The organism is Paenibacillus rhizoplanae, from assembly GCF_042684125.1.
GTDB lineage: Bacteria > Bacillota > Bacilli > Paenibacillales > Paenibacillaceae > Paenibacillus_AQ > Paenibacillus_AQ rhizoplanae.
Genome location: NZ_JBHUKY010000026.1, coordinates 95,977 through 119,482 on the forward strand (window position 1 = coordinate 95,977; position 23,506 = coordinate 119,482).

Genomic DNA, 23,506 nt, shown 5'->3' on the forward strand with positions numbered 1-23,506 from the left:
GCACTCCACACGGAGTGCGACATCGACTTCCAGAATCCCTGCCTTGGTTTCAATTATTTCAATCCACGCACTCCACACGGAGTGCGACGATTGACTCGCATGATTGGTGTGTGACGCTAAGATTTCAATCCACGCACCCCATACGGAGTGCGACATTAAAGACTTGCTTGCTGGAGAACGGAGATGGAATATTTCAATCCACGCACTCCATACAGAGTGCGACGTAGTCAAGCTGCAATACGGCCAGTATTCTCGTATTTCAATCCACGCACTCCATACAGAGTGCGACTTGTGGACTCACAATCGTTCATTTGTCACGATATATTTCAATCCACACACTCCATACGGAGTGCGACATGCAAAAGCCTGGCATAGCTTATGACGAGGCAATATTTCAATCCACACACTCCATACGGAGTGCGACGCAGCCGGGTACGGTCACCGTAGTACACTGTCTCATTTCAATCCACACACTCCATACGGAGTGCGACGGAAAATGCGGAGCCAGGAGTTACAGCGGCACATATTTCAATCCACGCACTCCACACGGAGTGCGACTTAATCCCGGTTTGTTTGATACACGCGCCGTTGTTGGTATTTCAATCCACGCACTCCACACGGAGTGCGACATTCCGCAGCAGCATCGTCTGGAGTATCCATCGTATTTCAATCCACGCACTCCATACAGAGTGCGACTAACCCGCTTGGTCAGCCATTCGCGGATTTTATGCATTTCAATCCACGCACTCCATACAGAGTGCGACGGGCCAGTCTTATGCGCTGCATATCGGACGGATAGTATTTCAATCCACGCACTCCATACAGAGTGCGACTATTGCCGCCCGGAACTACCCGGATGGGCAATTTATTTCAATCCACGCACTCCATACAGAGTGCGACGAGCTTAGGGGAGATTGCAATAAGGCTCTCAAAATTTCAATCCACGCACTCCATACAGAGTGCGACTCGTACAACCCTAATGGCCCTTGCCAAAAAAATATTTCAATCCACGCACTCCATACAGAGTGCGACTGCTTCGGCTGGATTACTGACGGTTAATAGTGTTAATTTCAATCCACGCACTCCATACAGAGTGCGACAGCGGAAAATAGCATAACCCATGCTTTTTCCGTATTAATCCTGCAGCTCTTCCCTAACTCTATTCTTGAAAAGGTATAAGTCTAACCTTGACTTTTTAAGATGCCCCTCAATTTCTTAGGGATTCGACAAATTCTGAGGTGCGAAGGACCCGGGGATTTCATGGGAGCTTGGCATTCGCACCGGCTCTTGTTTCTATTGTACCTCTTCGCCTAAATTCTGCATAATCATAAACTTCTCAACACTGTAACGACCAATAACAAGACATAGGGAGGTTGAAAATCCCTCTTACTTAAGATCCGGTTCACCGCGCTGGTTGAAGGAGCAAGTTTTAGGCTATCATCGTGTAATTCTCTTTTGTAAAAAGAACGTTCAAAACATCCCATGCTCCATATTTAGGGTGTGTCTTATCCCATCGGAACAGTTAATTTCTTGCCCATCCTTTAGCCTGCTCCCGGACCAATGAGAGAAAGGCTGCCGCCGCCGGCGACAATGCCTCCTGCTTCCGGGTACAGACAGCAATCGGATTTAGCAGCGAAGTGCCCTTAACCATCACACGCTCCACTTCCCCGCGTTCCACATTGTCCCTTACCGCCAGGGAGGAGATGAAGATGGCTCCGTAGCCCGCGATGACGGCCCGAACCATCTCGTTCACCCCATTAAATTGTAGACCGACCTTGGGAGGACTCACGTTCAAAGCCCGGCATAAAGAGAAGAGACGCTCCCGGGTAGAACTTCCCTCTTCACGCAGAATGAAGGGAACCTTCATCATCTCCGCTAAAGTAATTTCCTTTCCGCCGTATGGATGGTTTCTCGGGACGATGAACCAGAGCTCATCCTCCAGAAGCTGCTCCCATTCAATACCCGGTTGCTCCTCCCAGCCACCTCCGTATACGGCTACCTCGGCATCGTACTGTAGCAGCCCCTCCACCGCTTCCCGAGAATTCGCAGTATTCAAGACCACCTCCACGGAAGGATGCTCCTGCTTGTAGAGTGCCAGCCATTCCGGCAGCAGCAGATTGGCGGGCAGATAGGTGGCGACAATCCGCAGGATTCCGCTGAACCCGGCCTTGTATTCACGGACTGCCTCATCCAGCTCACGCTCCAATGCAAACAATCGTTTGGCATGACTGGCCAGCATCTGTCCCGCATCGGTCACTAGAATGCCACGCCCCTTGGGGGCTAACAGCTGTATGCCTAATTCCTTCTCCAGGTTGCGTACCTGGGCCGTAACCGCAGGCTGGCTGATCCGTAGTTCCTCCGCAGCACGGGTGACTCCGCCTTTTTCAGAGATGGTGTGAAATATTTTAAGGGCATGAAGATTCATAAGATGACCTGCCTCCTACATCAAAATTGATGAAGAACGAAATTATATATATTTTTCTGATGAATCATTATGCTTTATTGTAAGGATAAGGGAAAATTTTCACAAGATTAAATAATTTATCGATGAAGGAGAGAATTTCATGAGCAAAACAAAAATCGTCTGTACCATCGGCCCCTCCAGCGAAAGCCCCGAAATGCTCCGTAAGCTGATCCAAGCCGGTATGAATGTCGCCCGCCTGAACTTAGCTCACGGTGATCTGGAGGAGCACACAGAACGCATCCGCCACATCCGGGAAGCAGCCAAGGAACTAAACCAATATGTGGCCGTCCTGCTCGACATCAAAGGTCCGGAAATTCGTATCGGCAAAATGGCCTCGGACTACGTGGAATTGGTACCAAGTGAAACTGTGATTCTGACCACAGAGGAAGTGCTCGGCACGAAGGACCGCATCCAAGTCACCTATAAGCAGTTGCCCCAAGATGTGCAGCCCGGTAGCAGTATCCTGATCGATGACGGTCTAGTCCGTTTGGAGGTCGTAAAGTCCGAAGGTACCGAGATCACCTGCCTCGTTAAGAACGGCGGCAAGCTGAAGCCGCGCAAGGGCGTCAACGTTCCCGGCATCAAAACCAGTCTTCCTGGCGTAACCGAGAAGGACATCCTGCATATCAAATTCGGTGTTGAGCAGAATATCGACATCATCGCTCAATCCTTCGTCCGCAAAGCTGCAGATATTCTCGAGATTAAACATATTCTGAGTAAACACAAGGCCGACCATATCCAAGTCATCGCCAAAATTGAAAATGACGAGGGCTTGGAGAACCTGGACGCCATCCTGAGCGTAGCCGACGGACTAATGGTTGCCCGCGGCGATCTGGGCGTGGACTTGCCGGTGGAAGATGTGCCGCTGGTTCAAAAAGACATGATCAAGAAGTGTAATCTGGCCGGAAAACCCGTTATTACCGCCACTCACATGCTGGAGTCCATGCAGATGAACCCGCGTCCGACCCGTGCAGAAGCAAGTGACGTCGCCAACGCTATCTTCGATGGCACCGATTCCGTCATGCTGTCTGGTGAATCTGCCGCAGGTAAGTACCCGCTGGAGTCCGTCGAGACTATGGCCCGCATCGCCGCCCGCGCTGAGTCCGTCCTGGGGAGCTACGGCCGCTCCAACTGCAAGAGTAACGAGACTGGCACCAACGTGACCGGCGCCATCGGCGAATCCGTTGTCCGCACTGCCCTCGCGCTCTCCGCCAAGGCTATTCTCGCCCTGACCGAAAGCGGCTTTACCGCCCGGATGATCGCCAAGCACAAGCCCGCTGCACCGGTCATCGCCGTATCCACTAAGGAGAGCGTGCTGCATGCCCTTTCCTTGACTTGGGGTGTAATTCCGCTGCTCCGCGACGAGTCTGCTTCCAGCACAGATGCAGCCATAGCAACCGCCGTTGAACTAGCAAGGTCAGCCGGATACGTACAAAATGGCGACTTGGTCCTCATCACCGCCGGTGTCCCTGCAGACTGTACCGGAACCACTAACCTGCTGCGGGTTCACCGAGTAGGCGAAGCGCTCTAAAAACAAAGACATCCGAAGCAGGAGCCTACCGCACCTTTATGGATGTCTTTGTTTTACCCTACGTCCCTAAGGAGCTTGTCGGTGATTATCCCGCTTGGACGGTTTACCGCGTTTACTATTCAACTAATTGAGAGTCATAGCAATTGTTACAGATTGCAAGGATAGAGTATAACGAAAGGGGATTTAGATTAACAAGCTCCAGGAGTGCGATTATTCGTTGCTTACCGCAAGCACTAACGAGTCAAGATTTAAATCCATGCGCTCTACACGGAGTGCGACACGCTCATTGATCAGCTGGAGTGCCCAGAGTGGGATTTCAATCCACGCACTCCATACGGAGTGCGACGCCCAGGCGGTTAGGCTAAAACTCTCCGCATAGGAATTTCAATCCACGCACTCCATACGGAGTGCGACTGCCTATGGTGAGGCGTGAGAGTGACCCGGACAGATTTCAATCCACGCACTCCACACGGAGTGCGACAGCGGAAAACAGCATAACCCATGCTTTTTCCTTATTAATCCAGCATCTCTTCCCTAACTCTATTCTTGAAAAGGTATAAGTCTAACCTTGACTTTTTAAGATATCCCTCGATCTCTTAGGGATTCGACAAATTCTGAGGTGCGAAGGACCCGGGGATTTCATGGGAGCTTGGCATTCGCACCGATTCTTGTTTCTATTGTACCTCTTCTCCCAAATTCTGCACAATCATAAACCGCTCAACACTGTATCGACCAATAACAAGACTTATTACTAGGAATATTACTCTACACGACAAATAGCCTGACCGCATACTTATGTGTGCAAGGCCGGCTATTTGTGTTCACACTCTGAACCCTGGTGCGTTGCATAAGTAACTGCTCTGCAGTAGTCCTGCCACCATACAAGGGAGGTGATCGCAATACTTGGACGGTCTCCCTACAGAGCAATCTTCTCTCTTTAACGGACTCAGAGGCTCTTATTTCGCGGAAAACCCACCTTTATCCGCTTTCGCGGACTCCAGGGCCCTTATTCGCCACTTTATCGCCTGAAGAGGACGCGCAGAGATACAATAAGCGCACCACAGTCCGCCAGGCAGCAAAAAACATCACTTCCTTGGAAATAGCGGCACTCAGGTCCGCTAAGGAGCTGAGCAGACACTCCCGCTCCACGTGCGACAGGCATTCCTCACCAACTGGATGCAGTTTCGCGGCCCTCCTGGAGCACTAGCAGCCTTGCTCTCACCACAGGCGAGAGCAAGTATCCCTTGCCCGCCCATCAGCCATTCACCACCAGCTAGATACTCTCTAGCTGCACGCCTCAAGCATTCATCAACACCTGAATGCGCTCCACGTCCTGGCTGAATTTTTTGGCCAGGCGGGCTTTGCCGAGGTTGGACTTCACGATCTTTTGCATGCGCTTGTCGTTCGTTACAGCGAACTTGGCGAGCATGCGGAAGCCGACTTCGGGGGCGCGCTCGACGAATACGCTGAGCGCATATTCCAGACCTTTGGAGAGGACGCGGAATTCTTCCGCGCCGTAGCGGGTCTGTCCGGCGGCAATGGTATCCAGGATCTCCTCGGATAGCTCCAGCGCATACAAGACATTAGCCTGCTCCTTCAGCATCGGCGGATGAGCCAGGGCAGCGACGAAGGCCCGTTGCTCCAGCGCGTTAGCCGTGCCTTTCATGCCATCGAACAACGCCCGGAGCACGCCGAAATCCTGCTCCCCGATGCGCTGCAGCGCCATCGCTGCCGCCTCGCGCATCCGCCAGCGGCCATCATTCATCGCCGCCCGGCAACGCTCCAGAATGGTCTCCTGGCGGGCAGGCTCCGCATAGCGGTAATAGCTGCCCATCGCCTGGAGCGCGCAGAACGGCAGGAACTCGCGGGGATCATCCGTAGGCGCTTCCGCCTCTGTCTTGCCCGTCCACTGCACAAGCAGCTCCCAGGCTTCAATGGCGACCCAATCCGATGCGAAAGCATCCGCGAAGGTGGAAGCCGCGCCCAGATTCGCCCGGGGTCCCGGCAGGTTCGACTCGCCCATGAGACGCTGCTCCAGTTCCCCGAACCTCCCGGCCTCCTGAAGATCCTCATAGAAGACGTTTTTGGTTACTTTACTATTCATCTCAGTACCCCTCCATCATTTTGGAAAAGCCATCTTGATCTGCTCCTCGCAGAACTCCTTACATACATTGTTGCCCCAGAACAACCCGTGGAAACGCGTCAGCGCGATGGTGTCCTCGCGGATCTCGACCAGCCCTTCCTTCACGAACTTGTCGAACAGCTCCGGGAAATGCTCCTCCGGGAAAACGCCGAATTTGCGGCGGAACTGCTGGCGGTCAATCGCTGTACGGCGCAGGCCCATCGCCAGGAACTGGTTGGGCAGATCCTCTGCCTTCACTTCGTAGCCTAAAGCAATGGGGAGGTCGCCGGATGTAATCTTTTTCACATATTCAGGGAGCAATTTCACATTCTGGTAGGCATAGCCGCCCACATCGCCGAACGCACCCAGCCCCACAGACAGCAGGTCCAGGTAATCGTCGAAATGCTTGCGGCTATACACATGATGGCCTCCCGGCCGGACGAAATCATAAGTGGATTCCACCGAATAGCCCTGCGACTCCAGGTAACGGCAAGCCTCTATATACATCTGCTGCTCCAGCTCAAGTCCGCCGCAGGCCGGAAGCTCGCCGCTGGCAATGCGCTTCGCCAGACCGAAGCCGGGAATGATCTTCAGCGGAAATAGTGTGACATGACCGATCTCCAGCTCCACTACTTTCGCCAGATCCTCCAGCCATTCCTCCATTGTCTGGCCCGGCAGATTGTACATCAGGTCCAGGCTGACGTTCGCGATACCCGCCTCTCTGGAATCCTGAATACTCCGCAGTGAATCCTCACCGGTCTGAAGCAGCCCGAGGCGTCTGCCCAGCTCATCGTTGAACGTCTGCACCCCGAGACTGATCCGGTTCACGCCAAGCGCCTGAAGCAGCTTCAGCTTGGCAGCGGTGAACGAAGCGGGATTGCCCTCGAATGTGATCTCTTCAATATTATGCATAGGCAGTGTGGCCTGTAGCTGCTCGAATAATGCGGTAATCTCTTCCTCGTCCAGCACGCTCGGCGTCCCGCCGCCGATATAGAGCGCCTCCACTGAGCAATTGCGGATCTGCGGCGTCATCCCGTACATCTCCAGCTCGCGGAACAGCGCAGCCAGATAATCCTTGCGGGCTCCCTGCTCATTGAACGCCTTGGGGTACGGGCAGAACGGGCAGATGGAGTCGCAGAAGGGAATATGTACATAGACCAGCTTGGAGCTTGCCGCGGTTTGATTCAAGTTCATGAGAGACGGCAGCCGTTTGCTGTCCTCTGGCGACACCGGAGTGTTCCCCATGGGATAATGCCCTATCCCGATCTCCCGGAACGGGTACACAGGCTTGTTCATTCTATCAAGTCCTTCCTCCAATTGAATTCATAAGCATATCCTTATAGATGTGGCGTGATACGGACAGAGCATCGGTGAGCAGGTCAGCGCTATATTCCTTGGACTGGTAATAGGCCGGAAAAAGCAAGTTATCCTCAGCCCTGATCACCTGCTCCTGTAGAGCGATATTGTAGAGTGCGGTGTGAGGGTAGACACGGATGCCTTGGCTGGCCAAAATATACACAGGGTTCAGCTGATTGACCACCTCTACCGTCTCCTGCACCGTCTCCACATTCTCTCCCGGACCGCCGAACAGCAGCGATACCGAATAGGGAAGCTGATAGTGCTCCAGCAGGCGTCCCAGCTCAACAAGCTGCTCCGGGGTGAATTGCTTGCCCATCCGCCGGAGCATCTGCCGTGAACCCGAGTCAGCCCCGATGTCTACGAAGCGGCAGCCGGTCTCCTTCAGCGAGCGGATCAGGTCCTCGGTAATATGGGCCGGAGTCAGGGCGCAGCTCCATTCCAGCGAGGGGCTTGTGCTGCCGATCAGCCTGCAGAACTCTACCGTCTCCTCCACCTCATGATTGAACACCCCGTCTACAAAAGTGATATTATGCACCTGATAGTCATTCTCCAGGATCTTCATATCTTCGCTGAACTGCTCCGCAGGAATCCGGCAGGCGCCGGAATTCATATAGCCCTCCGAGCAATAGATGCAGTGCCGGCTGCAGCCTCTGGAGGCCTGATAGCCCATCGAGGCTTTTTTGATGCGGGGGTTGGGGATAAAATACTGCGGAGCGAACAGCGGCTTCGGCGGAATACGGCTGTACACCGGATGATAGGCGGGATCTGCATTACGTACCGTACCTGTCTCCGGGGCCTGCCCCCGCTCGATCTCACGGGCCAGCCGCACCGCTTCCGCTTCGCCCCCGCTCCCCTTGATGCCGTAATCCGCCCCCAGCTCCTTCACCAGCTCGCCCGGCATCACCAGCATTGCAGCCCCGCCAAGCAGTACCTTGGCTGAACTGCAAGTACGGCATACCTGCATGACTTGCTGTAAGAAAGAGAGATAGCTCTCCGGCTGCTGGATCACCTGATTATCGATATTGCGCACCGAGAGGCAGATCAGATCCGCTCCGGTGTCCCGCAGCTCCTCGCGGAGTGCCTCCAGCGGCTCAGCCACAAAGGCCAGATCCAGAAAGCGTGTCCTGAATCCGGCAGCGGTCAGAGCCGAGTAGACCATTCCCGCTCCGACGGGAAGGACCGGCAGCGGCTTCAGCAGTGTATTCGTAGACACCACCAGTATTCTCATGCTTCACTCCACCCTGTCTTCCTCATTCAAATGAACATCCAGTCCGGGTTACGCTCCCGGTACGGCGCACAGATGCTGTTCGCCTGCTCCAGACTCAGCTGCGGGGACATGAAGAACTTCGGATGAAGCAACTCATCCGGCTCCGGCGAACCTACATAGCTGTACATATCGGTGGACGGCAGAATACGGATGCCGAACAAGCCGAAGATGCGCTGCACCGCAAGCTCCTCCATCAGATCCAGCGTCTCGTGCAGGGTCTCCGGCGTCTCCTCCGGCCCCCCGATCAGCAGGCAGAAGCTGAAGTCCAGCTCCTGATCGCGGCAGAGCTGGACCACCGTCCGGATCTCGGCCTGCCGGAAGTTTTTCTTGAACGACCTGAGGCAGATATCGCTGCCTGAATCAATGCCGAACTCCACCTCCGTACACCCGGCCTGCTTAAGCAGACCGGCGAACGCTGCCGTGAAGAACCTCGGATTCAGGAAGCAGCCCCAGGATAACGGAAGTGTCCGCCCGATCAGCTCCCGGCAGATCTCTTCGGCATGCTCCAGCGGATAGTTGAACACACTGTCCACGAAATCAAAAGAACCGATATCATACTGCACCACCATCTGCTCAATCTCATCGGCAATCCTCTTAGGCGACCGCAGGCGGACGGCCCGGCCCTCCAGTGACGGGTAAGCACAATAGGTGCAGCTTAGCGCACAGCCCCTTTTAGTCAATACATTATGGCGGACCCTCCGCTCCACATCATAGCTGTGCAGAAATCCGCTGCGGCTGGGGAAATACTCCTGATCCAGCTGCTCAGGCGCATACGGTGACCAGTAATTCCATTCCCCGGCCCCTGTTCTGAACATGAGCCCGCTTACTGCGGACGGCACCTGCCCCGCTTCCAGCTGGTCCAGCAGCTCCACGATACTGTCACAGCCGTCACCGACAATGCCGTAATCGGCTCCCGTCTCCTGCAGCCACTGCCTGGGCAGGAGCGAGAAGCCCGCCCCTCCCAGAATGATACTGGCCCTGCTATTCCATTCCCGGACCCAATCCACCATCAAGCAGACCTGATCCACGAAGCTCCGGGGATACTGCATGCAGCAATTATCCAGGTTACGGATCGACAAGCCGATGTAATCGGGCGCATAGGCGTTAAGGTAATTCGTAACGGCCTCCCGGGTATAATCCAGCTGGGTCATGTCCAGCATGCCTGCCTCCCAGCCGGAAGCGACAAGACTGGCGTGAATATAGCTAAGACCCAGCGGGAATACAGGCGGCCGCTTCTCCGTATTCGCCGAGATCAGCAGCACTCTGCCCATGCTCACTCCCCCTTAAGAAAAGTGAGCGTGGCAGCAGCTACATCCCCGCCCGCCTCAAGAAACATAAAATGTCCGGCGCCTGGAACCGTATGCATCCGGGAGTCCGGCAAATACCGGTTCAGCTCGAGCGCCTTGTGCAGCGGCGTAATCCGGTCCGCTTCCCCGGTGATAATCAGCGATCTCTGCCGGATGCCCTGCAGGACCGGCCGGAGATCGGGATGCTTAATCTGAATCATCAGACGGTGGGTCGCAGCAGGCAGCCGGGACCAGCCCTCCAGAATCTGCTGCTGAACCTCCTCATGGCCCTCGGTGAAAAAATACGGAACCGCCGCCGCATTCGTCTGCCGCACAGTATCCGGCGTGATCTCTTCCCCGTGCTCCGGCCGCTTGAACGGAACCGCGAAGGTGGCGGCGGCCCCCATTAATACCAGCTTCTTCACCCGGTCCGGCTCACGCGCGGAGAGCAGCAGCGCAAGCGTGCTGCCCAGGGAATGCCCGATGATTGAGACCTGCTTCAGCCCCTGCTCATCCAGCAGCCTGAGAATATCATCGACCATATCCTCCAGGGTGAAGGCCGGACCGTCGTATTCCGACTGGCCGTGTGCGCGCAAGTCCGCGCACAGCACCTGATAATGAGGCGTAAGCGCCTGGGCCAAATCCCGGAAGACGAGCGAAGAGTCACGGTTGCCGTGCAGACACAGCACGGCATCCCCTGTACCCTGAATAGTGTGATGTAAAGGTATCCCTTTAGTCTTCAACATGTAATTTGTATCCTCCCTTGAACTTCCCGGCCGGGCCGCTCATACGACAGCTTCCTCCAGATAGTCCACGACCCGGTCTATCTCCCGGCCGTCTGCTTCATCCACTGCAAACAACCGCCATTCCCCGGGGCTTCGGCCTACCAGAATGGCCGGCTGTCCGGGCGCCAGGGTGCAATGCGAGGCCAGCTTATCCTCCCAGTCATAGTACAGCGCGAAGCCGGGAACGGTCTGACTTGTCTTCTCCTTTACGAATTCATGAGTGATAAAGTGGGGCAGCTGCCCCACTCTTGCAATCAGCGCACAGTCTGCGGTCCCGCCGAACTGCTGCTCCAGCCGCTCCAGCAGCGGCCCGCAACGGAGGCTGGCCTGCTGATCGCCGATAACGAAGATGCGCGGCTGAATCGAAGCCAGTTCACCGAGCGTAACCTCCTCATCCCGGACATCCTGCACAGTGAAGGCAGACCAGACTTCAGCCTGCACCCCGCGTTCCAGATTCTGCTCCATAGGTTCCTGGCTCCGCTCCATAGGTTCCTGCCCCCCGCTTCCCTGCCCTTGCCCTGCCCCCGACTGCCCGGGAAGGTCGAAGTAAGAGAAGCCCAAGGAGGAGGCCACCCGCATCCCGACCGCCCGGGCCATCATCTTCGCCTCTTCCGCTTCTTCAATCGGCTTGCTCCAGGAGCGCTTGCGGATACCCGGCTGGCCGTCATATTCAATCAGGCTGATGCCTGCGCTGGCAATCATCGACAGCTTAATCGCCGTGAAGCAAGGCATCAGCGAGGCCAGCGCCCATTCATGCCCCGGGCCCGCTGCAACAACAATCTGTCCGGCGACCTTGCCCTTGAACGCTTTGCCCTTCACTCCGGCCACCCGGTCATAATTGTAGTACTCGAAGTCCAGATCCTCGTCACTGCACGGCTCGCAGCGGTCGATCCAGTTCTTCCAGACAGCCGGGAGCGAGAGCGCATAGACCGGAGAGGCGAAGACGAACCCGTCCGCCTCCTTCAGCTTGTCGTACAGCTCCGTCAACTGGTCCTCCGGGTCCTTCAGCAGGTGGCAGTGCTTGCCGTTCATGCAGTTGCCGCAGCCGTCACAGGGCAGAATGTTGTAATCATTCAGCCGCAGCAGCTCCGTCTGTACCCCCTGCTCCGCTGCGGCTTCAAGCGCAACGGAGAGCAGATATTCGCTGGAGCTGTGATGCTTCTTCATAGACCCGGCAAGCCCGATGATCTTCTTCATCCGGCTGCCTCCTCTAAGTCCAGCTCGGCCGTATCAAAGCCCAGTGCACGCAGATCGCTAAGCGCGAACATCCGGAAGTCTGCCGGGGTGCATAGTACATTGGCCTTGGCCACATCCTGCCTTAAGACCTCAGCACTTCCACGCGCCGCTGCCAGCTCCTCGGACTTCTTACGGATCTCAGGCCCGGCCATATCGCGGATGAACTCGGGCTTGCGCCCAATGACCGCACCCAGAAGACTCTCGCCCTCCGTGCTCCAGACTGCCTTCGCCCCGGCCGCTGACTCGAAGAAGCTTCCCGAAGCGAGCGCCGCGAACAGCTGCTCAAATTCCTTCAGCGCCTCATCCCCCGGCTTCGCCATGGATACCGTCCGGCTGGCCCATTCGGCACAGTAGCCACACTTGTCACAGTCCATCCGGTCGCAGCGCTTCGAGCGGAAGCCCTCCAGAAAGCCCTCCAGACTCTCGTTGTCGATGCTGGCCTGGAAGCTGAACAGCAGGCGGTAGACCTGTCTCATTTTGTCAGACGGTGCGAAATCCTCCTTGATGTTCTTGGAGAAGTTCGGCATTTCGAAGTCGGCCTCCGCCATCCGTGAATTAAGCAGGCTAAGCAGGTTCCCCTCATACTTCCGCTCGGAGTAAGACTGCGCAGTAGCCGCAATCTTCTCCGTGGTCTTCATACGCTCGGTCAGCTTGAACTTGTGGTAGCCCAGCTCCTCATAGACATACATGTCCTCCGGGCGAATCCACTGCGACTTCAGCAGCTCCTCCGGGTGCTGGAGCTTACGCTCCGTACAGCGCAGCATATAATAATCCAGCGCGAAGCCGTCAGTCACATGGTTGCACTGTGAGGCGTGACTCTGAAAGTTCGCATGATTCTGGCGCATCGGGCAATCCAGCATACAGTCATTGGTCGCAATGAGCTGATAGTCGCAGCGGGTATTCTTGCGCAGGCTCTCCAGGAAGGCGAAGTCACGGTTGCGGCTCTCGGGCAGGGTGATTTCGCTGACGCCTTTTTCCTCGAAATACTGGGCTTGTCTCAGCGTGTTCACATTGGCAAAGGTAGACAGGCTGATCTTCACATCCGGCAACGCAGTACGCACCATATCAATCAGCATCGGGAGCGATACCGTCACATACTCCGGCTGCAGCGTGCCGATCCATTCCAGCAGCTCGCGCAGGCGGTAATGGAAATCCTTGGTGGTCTCCAGGTTATCCAGACAGGTAGCGTTCAGCAGATAATTGAACTTGAACCCGTAGGCATGCAGCAGCTTCACATGCTCCTCCACTCTCACCCGGTCTATCGTGGGCAGTGCAAAGGTCGGTCTTCCGCCGCCCACCAGATCAGAGGACAGCTTGCCATAGAAAACATCCACATGTGAATCCTTCAGCAGGATGGGCAACCGGTCATCAAAGTTCGTGCCGACAGACAGCTTCATCCCTTCAGCTCCTCTCCGGCAGCCTCAGCCGGCTTTTGTCCGCGTGCCAGCTTCACACGGCTCTCGAAGGTCTGCTGGTTCGCTTCCGAGAAGAACTCCTTGCAGACGTTGTTGCCCCAGACAATACCTCTGGCGGACAGGCGGATCTCATGCTCATCCGTTTCCAGCAGGCCTTTGGCTACCAGCTCATCGATCGTCTGACCGAAGACTTCTTCCGGCTGATATCCGAACATACCCGCGAAATCCTTCCGCTTCACCGACAGCATCCGCAGACCCTTGGCCATCATGCCGTGCATCGCTTCCAGATCATCCGCCTGGCTGGCGATGAAGACGGACAGGAGCTGCTGCTGGAGCCGGTCGCTGTAATCCTGGATATCCCCCTGGTTGATATACATCAGCTTGTTGACGTACCCGAAGGCCGCTGGACCGTGCGCGAACAGATCCTTTTGCTGGGTATAGTACAAGAGGACATGCCGGTCCTCGAAGCCCGGCTTGGCGAAATCCCACACGCTGTACTGGACATAGCCTTCTTCCTGAAGCAACCGCTTGGCTTCCAGATACATATCCACTTCCAGCTCGACACTGCCGGTAGGCGGAATCTTGCCTTCCTTGATCATTTTGAACAGTGCAGTGAACGGTACTACACACAGAGAAAATACCGTGATATGGTCGATGCCGAGCCGCACCGCCGTACGGACGTCCTCCAGCCACTCCTCCATGGTCTGCTCGGGCAGGTTATACATCAGATCGATGCCAATATTCTCGAAGCCTGCTTCCTTCGCTTCCTCCAGCACCTCGAAGGCCCGCCGGGAATCATGGCTCATCCGCAAATGATGCCCCATCTTGTCATTGAAGGTCTGGATGCCGATGCTGATCCGGTTCGCCCCCTGGGCGCGGATGGCCTGCATTTTCTCCAGCGTCAAGGTTGCCGGGCTGCCTTCAAAAGAGATCTGCGCATCCGGCGTCACCCGGTAATTCGCCTGGACACTCTTCAGCATCTCCACCATCCGTTCAGCCGACAGAGCCGAAGGCGTCCCTCCCCCGAACGTCACCGCGCTGATCGTGGACTGCGAACCGTATGGAGAAGAGGCATAGATGCCGATTTCGGCTTTGACGGCCTCCATGTACTGCTCCACCTGTTTTTCCTGATAGGCCATCTTGTTGAAGGGGCAGAAGATGCAGACCGAGGCGCAGAAGGGAACATGGACATAGACTGCGCCGACATTATGCGCCGGAGGCTGGTCACCAAGGCCCATTGTTCCGTAAATATCAGCCGGGGTAACCTCGGTCACAGGATTGGGATAGTGGGACACACAGATAGGATCTCTATGGGGATAGACGTTGTAGAAGGATTCACGGGTTGTGGTCTTAACGGCCATGATGAACACCCCGCTTGGCTTCCACAGCCGACAATGCCGCAGCCAGACCAGAGGAGACAGCCTCAATCCCTGCCACCGGCAGACAATTCATCACGGTCTCCGTCACTTCCTCCGCGCTCGCGCCCAGCTCATAAGCCTTCAGCGCATGCAGCCGGATGCCGTAGGCAGAACGGTCCGTAACCACGCAAGCCAGCCGGATCAATTCCCGCACCTTGGGCTCAAGCGTCCCTGTATCCTCAATCGACTTGCACATGCTATCAAAAGCGGCCCCCACCTGCGGATTAACTCTCATCAACATATCGCTCATCAGCTATACCCTCCTTATGATTGAACCGAATGTACCGATTGCACCGGGCGTCCCTTAGCCAGCTTCATCCGGTGCTGCAGCCCGTAATCCGCATATTTTGCGGAGAAAAATTGCTTGCTCACATTGTTGCCCCATATAATACCGTCGCCTGTCAGCCGAATCCCTTCGGCATCCTGAGTCAGCAGCCCGTCCTGCACCAGACGCTCTATCGTCTCCGGGAACAGCTGCTCCGGCTCCTGACCGAACATCTTCACGAACTCGGCACGGTTAACGGACAGCATCCGTAGCCCCTTGGCCATAGCCCCGTGCGCCAGTTCACGTTCATCCGCCTTCTCCCCGCAATTGACCGGCAGCAGCCCGTCCTGCACGCGGGCCATATATTCATTCAGATTGCCGCTGTTGATATACATATAGCCGTTAATGATGCCAAAAGCAGCCGCGCCGATCCCGATCATATGCGCCTGCTCCGAGAAATACAGGGTGGCGTGACGGTCCGTCTTGCCCGGCTTGGCGAAATCAATGACGCTGTACTGCTCATACCCCGCCTCCAGCAGCATCTCCTTGGCGATGGTATACAGCTCGATCTCCCGGTAGACATCCCCGATGCCCGGAATCTTCCCTTCCGCTATACGCGAAGCAATCTGCGTATGCGGCACCACACAGAAGGAAATCACACAGATATGGTCAATCTCCTGCTCGATGGAGGTGAGGATATCCGCCCGCCATTGATCCAGTGTCTGGCCCGGCAGATTGTACATCAGATCAATGCCGATATTCTCAATGCCGCTGTTACGCGCATTCTTCACCAGCCCGAAGGAATCCTCCACACTGTGGTACAGCCCCAGCACCTCGGCAAGCTCCTCCTGGAAGGTCTGCACGCCCACGCTGATCCGGTTGAGGCCCTGCAAGGCCAGCATCTCCAGCTTGTCAGCTGTGAAATTCCGGGGGTTGCCTTCGATGAAGATCATGGCCTCCTCTTCCACACGGAAGGACTGCTTCAAGTATTGCAGAAGTCCGGTCAGCTCTTCCGAGGACAGGCAGGAGGGTGTTCCGCCGCCGAGATTAATAGAGGAGACCGTAATACTGCTGCCAAATGGCGTAGCTGCATAGCTGTCAATCTCATGCCGGACAGCGTCCAGGTAGCGGTCCACCTGATCCTGCCGCTTCAGATAACGGTTGAACGGGCAGAACGAGCAGGTGGCATCGCAAAAGGGAATATGCAGATACAGCGCTACCGGTGTATCCTTGGTATTCACCTGATCCAGCTCCATCAACGCCCGGACCTCAGGCTCTGCGTGCTGTGAGACGGGCACCGGGTAATGCGAGACGCAGATCGAATCTCTCTCCTTGAACATTTCAACGTATGGCTTCGCTCTATTCATCTGGAGCAGCCTCCCTTCATTTGGATTGCAGCATCCGTCCGGCATATGGAGAATCCTCCGACGGCTCCACCGGGATACGGCGGATTTCCATCGTCATCTGGTTGCGCATATCCGGGCAGGCCGAATGCACAATGTTGCCCTCCGGGTCCCACGGCAGCTTCGCATCCATGTTCAGCGCCAGCAGCATCGGGAAGACCGCATGAAAGGCTGTTCCGCACAGATTGCCTGCGTTCAATGGAGAGACCTTCATAATATCCCCTTCCTTATGTCCTGCCCGGCAATGCCCCTTAACACCCGTAACCTTAAGCTCAAATTCATAATTCATCCCTAATTCCTCCTCTTGGATTATGTGATTCGTTTCACTTAACCTGTAATACGCTACTCAATAATCGCCACTGCCCGGACCCAGGCCGCACCGGCCGCTCTGATCTTGATCGGAAAGCAAGCCACCTTGAACCCGTACGGCACCGGAATCTGCTCCAGATTCGCCAGGCGCTCCATGTGGCAATACGTCTGTTCTCTACCCCAGAAGTGAGCGGGGAACAGATAGGCGTTGTCCCCGGTCCGCTTATAATCGCTGATCATATGCTTGAACGGACGGTCGAACCCATAGCTGTCGATGCCCATCAGTCTGATGCCTTGGCCGGTCAGGAATGCCGTAGCCTCCCTGCTCATGCCCGGATAATCCGTGAGATACCGGGGGGTTCCCCAGTGCCGGTCCGCACCTGTACGGATCAGCACAATATCCAGCGGCTTGAGCGTATACCCGATCCGCTCAAGCGCCTGCACTATATCTTGCTCCTCAATAGCCTCGCCCGCTGGGATATGGGTGAAATCCAGTACCACACCGTCACCGAAGCACCACTCCAGCGGCACTTCGTCAATGGATGCTGCCGGCTCTCCCTCGCTCCTGGAGCCGAAGTGAAGAGGGGCATCGAAGTGGGTCCCGGTATGGGTGGACGCAGTGATCATCTCCATATTCAGGAACTCTTCACCCGGGAAGTCCTTCCGGCTCCCGTCGAATTGACGGGCGAAGCGGTCCGCTCCCTCCTGATGGCCGGTCTGCTCGAACCCGTACGGGGCCAGCTCGCCCGGATTCTGCTCCATATGCACGCTTAAATCAATCAACTGAACTGCCAAGTTCTCACCTACTTCATAATTCTGAGTGCATTACGTCCCAGGATGTTCTGGACATCCTCCCGCTTGATCTCCTTCACCCCCATCATCAGCTTCATGGGCAGCGGGATCACTACCTTTTGCATGTAATTCAGCACCTCGGCGATATTCGGGGTGACCGTCCAGTCCGAGCCCCAGAGGATCTTGTGGCTGCCGCAGACCGAGATCATTTTGGCCAGCTCCATCCGGAATACCTTCGGGTTATTGTGAATCAGAATATTGGCTACCGCCGTGATCGTCACATACATATTGTCGTGTCTGCCGACCATGTAATAGCACAGGTCATTCCACGGATGGCCCATATGCTCCACAATCAAGGTCAGGTCCGGAAAATCCACAGCAACATCATCAAGCAGAATCGGGTAATTATGCTTCATCCGAAAAATACTGCCCGGCGTAATCCCGGTATGCACGCTGACCGGAATTCCCAGCTCGCTGCACCGCTCATACAGCGGATACAGCAGCTCCTGGTCATTCAGGACGAAGCCCCCGTAATCATTGGGGTTCAGCTTGAAGCCCTGCATGCCCAGCGTCTTAATGGCATAATCCAGCTCCGCCAGCGCTTCCTTTCCCTTATAGGGATTGACGCTGGCGAAGCCGCGCAGCTTGTCGGGGTGGGCGCGGACCGCCTCGGCGATTTTCTCATTGGACAGCACCTCATAGCCGTAGACATCCTCGAAGCTCAGCTGATGAACCCAGCTCATGGCAATCTGGTTCTCGTCCATACAGGCGAGGTAATCCTCCAGCAGATTGTTGTCATCGACGAAGTCCTCTTGCGTGGCCCCCACCATCTTTTTCAAATACTGCAAATCATCGAAGCCCTTCTGCTTCTTGTAATCCGGGACCGTCCCGGCTCCGGCCAGACTAAGCTCCAGGCTCTTATTCTCCTTGACGGCGAAATGGGCATGGGTATCAACAATCACAAGATCGCTCTTCACGTTTGTCTTCTCACCACTTTGCTTAGAATTGGTATTGCCTAGAAGGGAGGTTAGACCTCTCTGTGCCCAATCTCCGGCCTAGGGGCCAGCGGCGCCGTGGCGAAGACCAGCTCCAGCTCGCCCGGACCCTCATTGACTACCCGGTGCCGCTCACCCTTGCGCGCAATGAACAGGCTATTCTCCCGGATGGCATGCGGAATATCCTCGATGAACGCTGTTCCCCGGCCCCGGACGACATAGACATTCTCTTCGCCGTAATCATGAAGATGCTCCTTGATCTCTTCTCCCGGCTGGAGCAGGACATGGCCCATAATCAGCTGGGTAGACCCGACAGTCGCCGGACTCGCCAGCACACGCATCTGTCCTCCTCTGGAATGAACCACCGGCACCTCTTCCATATGGACCACTGTTTTCGTGTAGACCTGGTTCATACTGCACCCCTTATCCCGCAGATTTATATTCGGTGACGCCTGCTTTTTCTTTCTTGCCCAGGCTTAGAGAGATCAGCAGCGTTAGCACCATCAGCCCGGCGGCCACCAGATAGCTGGGATGCGTGCCGATTCGGCTGTAGAAGAATCCCCCAAGCGTGGACCCGAGCGCAATCCCGACCCCCTGAAGGGTCCGGAAGGTCCCCAAGGCCGCGCCCATCTCCATCGGATTAATCTTGATGACCTTATCCGTAATAATCGTGTTGACCAGGGTAATAATCGGACCTTCCGTAAGTCCGATCAGGGCATACCCGAAGGTTAACAGCCAAGGGTTGAAGTCAAGTGCATACAGCAGCACGAGCGCCCCCACACAGATCGACTGGGCCCAGATTAGCGGTGCATGTCGGCCTACCTTGTCCGAGATCCAGCCAACGAAGACCGCTCCGAACGAGGCTACTGCTTCATACGGAATGAAGAGCAGGCTGAGCAGCACTAGGGAGATATCCTGTTCCTTAGCAGCGAACGGCACCAGGAATGTGGTGAAAACACCCACCATGAAGCACAGGGTTCCGACAATGCCCGCCAGCAGGATTTCGCGGACGCCCAGCCATTTGAAGGAGCTTTTGAAGGCTTGCCCGATGCTTCTGCTTGTATTCTTGACCCCGGTCTCCCTCAGCAGCACCGTGGTAACCAGCGTGGACAGCAGCAACAGTGAAGCCAACACCGCGAAGGAGGTATGCCAGCCGAAATAATTGCTCAGCAGGCCGCTAAGCACATACCCCAGCACCGACCCGGCACCAATCGCCCCGGACACAATACCCATCGCCCGGCCCCGCTCCTCGGGCTTGCACACATCCATCACCACTGCGAAGATCGGTGTGGACACGAAACCTCTGGCGAAGCCGAACAGCAGCCACCCCGCCGTAAACAGCAGGACTCCGTGGGATGCAGCTACCATGAATACAGCTACGGCCGACAGGGCTAGGGAAGCGATAATAATCTTCTTCCGCCCGTAGCGGTCCGCGAACACGCCGGAGGGAATCGACAGAAAGGTCATCACCAGCGAGGCAATCCCCGCTATGCTTCCAATCTCACCGGAGGTCATGCCGAGATCACTGCTGATCAGGGGTGCGATTGGGAAGATACTGACCATAATTGAAAATACGAGTAGAATGTTGATGGCCAAAAGTGTGAATATTTTGTTATTGCTCATGTGACTCGTCCTCCTCACAGTCATTGACTGCTCTCGATAATAATGAATGCAGCAGCATAATCACCGTGATGGCTGATGCTTACATGGATGGAATCCTGCTGCTGTACATAAGGCTCCAGGCTTCGGCTGCGGACCAGATAGGGCTGGCCGCTGGGATGGTTGAGGAACTCCAGCTCATTCCAGTCCAGCTCACAGTTCATTCCGGTGCCGATGGCCTTCAGCAGCGCTTCTTTGGCGGCAAATCTGCCGGCAAGGAAGTGTTCGGCCTGTCTTTTTTTACACGCGAACAGTTCCCTCTCTTCCATCGAATAATACTGCTGTACGAACAGTTCACCACACTTCGCCAGCATCTGCTCGACAAAGCTAATGCTGACCAGATCCATGCCGATCCCTCTGATCATGCCTTCAAGGCAACGGCTTCGATCACTTGGGCTACAGAATACGTCTTGAGCACCCGGCTCTCAATGAAGATGCCAAACGCCTTCGCAAGTGCTGTAGAGACCAGCGCCAGCTCTGTTGAATCCAGGGCCAAATCGTCATAGAGCCGCGATGATTCGATAATCTCATCCTCAATGCCAATATCCTCAATGATTGCTTTTACCTTCTCGAATACCATTAGATACACCCTCCTGCTTAAGTTAATGTGCCGTAATGTTCACCCTTCACAAGCCTTCAGCGTTGACAACCAGTGCCGAAGAGACACCACCCCTCCCTCTGGACAGAATCAGCGAAGACTCCACAGCGATCCGGCGGCTGATCCCCGGCACGAAGTTCAAGCCATTGTCCTGAACCGATTCTGCCAGATACGGAAGGCCGGGCAGCTCCCCGTGATTCATGGCCAGCACACCCAGTGCCACATCGAACGCCCCTGCCGCTCCAATCGTGTTGCCGAAGACGGTCTTGGGGCAGCCCGCCCACTTGGCTTCTGCACTACTGCTGAATACCTCCTGAATAGCCGAGCATTCAATTCCGTCTTCGCGGGCGGAAGCCGCCCCATCCAGCGACAGATAGCCGATCTGCTCCGGCTGCGTCTCCGAATGCCCGATCGCCAGCCGGATCGCCCTGGCACACTGCGCTACACTCTCCTCGGGAGGGGCGGCGGCCTGCCCGTCATTCGTGAAGCCGAAGCCCTGGATGCTCGCCCGTACCCGGCGGGACGCCTCTCGCTTCTGAATGCTGCGCTCCGATTCGAGGCAGAGGAACGCGGCTCCTTCAGCCAGGGCCAGCCCGCTGCGACCCTCCACGAACGGCCGGTATGCCGTCTGCGGGCGGTCCGCACTCAGATTCAGCAGCCCCTCCGTGTTATAGAAGGAGAGCGCCCACGGATCGAGCGGCGTCTCAGCTCCGCCAACGATCGCCGCATCGATAATCCCGCTGCGGATGGCTCTGGCCGCATACGCAATGGCGAGCAGCCCGCTGCTCCGGTCGGCGATTACAGTCTTGCTATAGCCCTTGATGCCGAAGGCCAGGGACATATGCCCTTGTGCCGCCGCCGGGAACCAGTTGCTCGCCAGATTCGGGTCAATGAAGGGCGCCCCTTCGGTATGCAGGACACGCAAGCCGTTCCGCGCACTCTCCCAGCCTCCCGAGTTATTGCCGACGAAGATGCCGATCCGCTCACGGCTCATCTGATCAAGCTCCCAGTGTGCATCATCCATGGCATCCTTCGCGGCCAGGATCGACATGACTGAGAAGCGGGAGCATTTCTTGAGCAGACGCTTCGAGATGACCCGCTCCGGCTCCATCCCGCTGACTTGTCCGGCGAAGGGAGGCGCAGCTCCGGTCGTACCCTCAAGCTGAAGCGGGGTCATATAGTTCCGTCCGCTCAGGAGTCCCTCCCAGAAGGCCCCGGCACTATTCCCGCACGGCCCCACCATCCCTACTCCGGTTACGAATACTGTATTTTTCATAGGCTGCACATCCATTGTTCAGTCTGAAGCTTGCCTGCGCGATTGCTGTATTCGTTCGCTGCCAGAATCATCGCGGAGTGAATCCCGGAGAATCCGCTGGCATTGGTCAGAATATTATACAGGTCGCGCTGGATCGCTTGCTTCGGCACATAATTCAAATCACAGGCCGGGTCCGGCTCGTCCAGATTGGCGGTTGGCGGGATATAGCCCTCGTTCAGGGCCAGCAGGCAGTGTACAATCTCAATGGCACTCGCTGCCGAGAGCGGATGGCCTACCATGGATTTCGTGGAGCTGATCGGGATGGAGTAGGCGAGCTCTCCGAACGTTCTTTTATAAGCGGCGGTCTCAAAAGCATCATTCTGCGGAGTCGAGCTTCCATGCGCGTTAATATAATGAATGTCCTCCGCTGTGAGGCCTGCGTTGCCCAGCGCTTCGTTCATCGTCAGACTGAGCGCATCCCCGTCCTGCGGCAGATCGGTCATATGAAAAGCATTATTCGTACTGGCGAATCCGGTCACCTCGCCATAGATCGGCGCCTGCCGCCGGAGCGCATGCTCCAGCTCCTCCAGCACCACAACAGCACAACCCTCACTGAGAACGAAGCCGCTGCGGTTCTTCTCAAAAGGCCGCGAAGCCCGCTGCGGATCATCGTTGAACTTGGAGGTCAACGCACCGATGGCATCGAAGGAGGCAATGGTCATGGAGCTGACCGGTGCTTCCGCTGCGCCGCAGATCATAACGTCATGTTCCCCGGCTGTAATCGACTCATATCCATATCCGACGGCATCAATGCCGCCAGTGCAGCCCGTGGACATGACCAGCGCCTCTCCCTGAAGCCCGAACTCATGCGCCACTTCGAAGGCAATATAAGAGAACATGCCCTTACGGTACAAATCCTCCTGACAGAGTCCATGATCAATCGGCCCCTGCCCGCCCTCCGTCATCCGCAGAAAGGTCTGCTCCGAGAAAGGGGTATCAGCAATCGCATTAGCGATGCAGACCCCGGAACGCTCCCGCAGCTCCTTCGTGAACGCAAGCCCCGCATCGGCAACCGCCCTTATCGCGGCATTGACCGCCAGAATCCCCGGCCGCCCCATGCCTGCCCGCTGCGCTTCATCGGCCGTCCGGCCCAAATGCTCGAACTGCGGTATTTTGCCGGTAACACGGCTTTTCAACGCCATATGTTCATAGCCTTGCAAGCGGTCATATCCCACCTTGCCCTGCAGGCTGTTCCTCCAGAACTGCTCCAGCGTATTCCCCAGCGGGGTAAGCAGCCCCATTCCGGTGATCACGACTCTTTTATCCGTCACATTCTCCATGTAAGCC

21 protein-coding genes and 1 CRISPR repeat array (1 of these 22 cut by a window edge) are annotated in these 23,506 nt (G+C 56.1%); of the genes, 1 reads left to right on the forward strand and 20 read right to left on the reverse strand.

Annotated features, from left to right (window positions below):
• A CRISPR array of direct repeats spans positions 1 to 1,100; the repeat unit is 33 nt; unit sequence ATTTCAATCCACGCACTCCATACAGAGTGCGAC; it begins 12 nt to the left of the window's first position.
• Between the two features lie 422 nt (positions 1,101 to 1,522).
• Positions 1,523 to 2,425, reverse strand: coding sequence for a LysR substrate-binding domain-containing protein (locus tag ACFSX3_RS16305; protein ID WP_209991686.1), 903 nt, complete (start codon positions 2,423 to 2,425; stop codon positions 1,523 to 1,525).
• 139 nt (positions 2,426 to 2,564) lie between these two features.
• Here ACFSX3_RS16305 and pyk point away from each other — a divergent pair, with 139 nt between their 5' ends.
• Entirely contained in the window at positions 2,565 to 3,995 is a 1,431-nt protein-coding gene (gene pyk / locus ACFSX3_RS16310; protein ID WP_209991687.1) for a pyruvate kinase, read from the forward strand.
• A gap of 1,297 nt (positions 3,996 to 5,292) precedes the next feature.
• On the opposite strand, the gene ACFSX3_RS16315 is transcribed toward pyk, so the two are convergent.
• The 19 genes from ACFSX3_RS16315 to ACFSX3_RS16405 are packed head-to-tail and all read right to left on the reverse strand — an operon-like array spanning position 5,293 to position 23,499.
• Positions 5,293 to 6,099, reverse strand: a complete 807-nt coding sequence (locus ACFSX3_RS16315; RefSeq protein ID WP_209991688.1) for a hypothetical protein — start codon at positions 6,097 to 6,099, stop codon at positions 5,293 to 5,295.
• A 15-nt stretch (positions 6,100 to 6,114) separates the two neighbouring features.
• Positions 6,115 to 7,413, reverse strand: a complete 1,299-nt coding sequence (gene hemW / locus ACFSX3_RS16320; protein ID WP_209991689.1) for a radical SAM family heme chaperone HemW — start codon at positions 7,411 to 7,413, stop codon at positions 6,115 to 6,117.
• Positions 7,414 to 7,417: 4 nt separating this feature from the next.
• A complete protein-coding gene (locus ACFSX3_RS16325) occupies positions 7,418 to 8,704 on the reverse strand; it encodes a B12-binding domain-containing radical SAM protein (RefSeq protein ID WP_209991690.1) in 1,287 nt (428 codons plus the stop codon).
• Positions 8,705 to 8,730: 26 nt separating this feature from the next.
• Complete coding sequence (locus ACFSX3_RS16330; RefSeq protein WP_209991691.1) at positions 8,731 to 10,014, reverse strand: B12-binding domain-containing radical SAM protein; 1,284 nt, start codon at positions 10,012 to 10,014, stop codon at positions 8,731 to 8,733.
• 2 nt (positions 10,015 to 10,016) lie between these two features.
• Positions 10,017 to 10,775 (reverse strand): alpha/beta fold hydrolase, encoded by a 759-nt coding sequence (locus ACFSX3_RS16335; RefSeq protein ID WP_209991692.1) that lies wholly within the window; start codon positions 10,773 to 10,775, stop codon positions 10,017 to 10,019.
• Between the two features lie 39 nt (positions 10,776 to 10,814).
• Positions 10,815 to 12,011, reverse strand: a complete 1,197-nt coding sequence (locus ACFSX3_RS16340) for a flavodoxin family protein (RefSeq protein ID WP_209991693.1) — start codon at positions 12,009 to 12,011, stop codon at positions 10,815 to 10,817.
• Positions 12,008 to 13,447 (reverse strand): U32 family peptidase, encoded by a 1,440-nt coding sequence (locus ACFSX3_RS16345; RefSeq protein WP_209991694.1) that lies wholly within the window; start codon positions 13,445 to 13,447, stop codon positions 12,008 to 12,010. Before ACFSX3_RS16345 ends, ACFSX3_RS16340 begins: the two co-directional genes overlap by 4 nt.
• On the reverse strand, positions 13,444 to 14,826 hold the full coding sequence (hemW, locus tag ACFSX3_RS16350; RefSeq protein WP_209991695.1) for a radical SAM family heme chaperone HemW: 1,383 nt from the start codon (positions 14,824 to 14,826) through the stop codon (positions 13,444 to 13,446). Before hemW (ACFSX3_RS16350) ends, ACFSX3_RS16345 begins: the two co-directional genes overlap by 4 nt.
• The gene (locus tag ACFSX3_RS16355; protein WP_209991696.1) at positions 14,816 to 15,133 is read right to left on the reverse strand and encodes a carboxymuconolactone decarboxylase family protein; all 318 of its coding nucleotides are present in this window, start codon (positions 15,131 to 15,133) and stop codon (positions 14,816 to 14,818) included. The genes hemW (ACFSX3_RS16350) and ACFSX3_RS16355 overlap by 11 nt, the downstream gene beginning before the upstream one ends.
• A gap of 14 nt (positions 15,134 to 15,147) precedes the next feature.
• On the reverse strand, positions 15,148 to 16,515 hold the full coding sequence (gene hemW / locus ACFSX3_RS16360; RefSeq protein WP_209991697.1) for a radical SAM family heme chaperone HemW: 1,368 nt from the start codon (positions 16,513 to 16,515) through the stop codon (positions 15,148 to 15,150).
• Positions 16,516 to 16,531: 16 nt separating this feature from the next.
• Positions 16,532 to 16,840, reverse strand: coding sequence for a TIGR04076 family protein (locus tag ACFSX3_RS16365; protein ID WP_036723289.1), 309 nt, complete (start codon positions 16,838 to 16,840; stop codon positions 16,532 to 16,534).
• A 53-nt stretch (positions 16,841 to 16,893) separates the two neighbouring features.
• Complete coding sequence (locus tag ACFSX3_RS16370) at positions 16,894 to 17,655, reverse strand: cyclase family protein (RefSeq protein ID WP_209991698.1); 762 nt, start codon at positions 17,653 to 17,655, stop codon at positions 16,894 to 16,896.
• Between the two features lie 8 nt (positions 17,656 to 17,663).
• Positions 17,664 to 18,629 carry an amidohydrolase family protein gene (locus tag ACFSX3_RS16375; protein WP_209991699.1) on the reverse strand — a complete coding sequence of 322 codons (966 nt, stop codon included), beginning with the start codon at positions 18,627 to 18,629 and terminating at the stop codon, positions 17,664 to 17,666.
• Positions 18,630 to 18,679: 50 nt separating this feature from the next.
• The gene (locus ACFSX3_RS16380) at positions 18,680 to 19,060 is read right to left on the reverse strand and encodes a cupin domain-containing protein (protein ID WP_209991700.1); all 381 of its coding nucleotides are present in this window, start codon (positions 19,058 to 19,060) and stop codon (positions 18,680 to 18,682) included.
• A 10-nt stretch (positions 19,061 to 19,070) separates the two neighbouring features.
• A complete protein-coding gene (locus ACFSX3_RS16385; RefSeq protein WP_209991701.1) occupies positions 19,071 to 20,270 on the reverse strand; it encodes an MFS transporter in 1,200 nt (399 codons plus the stop codon).
• Between the two features lie 20 nt (positions 20,271 to 20,290).
• The gene (gene acpS, locus ACFSX3_RS16390; RefSeq protein WP_379313041.1) at positions 20,291 to 20,653 is read right to left on the reverse strand and encodes a holo-ACP synthase; all 363 of its coding nucleotides are present in this window, start codon (positions 20,651 to 20,653) and stop codon (positions 20,291 to 20,293) included.
• A 14-nt stretch (positions 20,654 to 20,667) separates the two neighbouring features.
• The gene (locus ACFSX3_RS16395) at positions 20,668 to 20,886 is read right to left on the reverse strand and encodes a phosphopantetheine-binding protein (RefSeq protein ID WP_036723283.1); all 219 of its coding nucleotides are present in this window, start codon (positions 20,884 to 20,886) and stop codon (positions 20,668 to 20,670) included.
• Positions 20,887 to 20,932: 46 nt separating this feature from the next.
• The gene (locus ACFSX3_RS16400) at positions 20,933 to 22,180 is read right to left on the reverse strand and encodes a beta-ketoacyl-[acyl-carrier-protein] synthase family protein (RefSeq protein ID WP_209991703.1); all 1,248 of its coding nucleotides are present in this window, start codon (positions 22,178 to 22,180) and stop codon (positions 20,933 to 20,935) included.
• On the reverse strand, positions 22,177 to 23,499 hold the full coding sequence (locus ACFSX3_RS16405) for a beta-ketoacyl-[acyl-carrier-protein] synthase family protein (protein ID WP_209991704.1): 1,323 nt from the start codon (positions 23,497 to 23,499) through the stop codon (positions 22,177 to 22,179). Before ACFSX3_RS16405 ends, ACFSX3_RS16400 begins: the two co-directional genes overlap by 4 nt.
• Between the last annotated feature and the right edge of the window lie 7 nt (positions 23,500 to 23,506).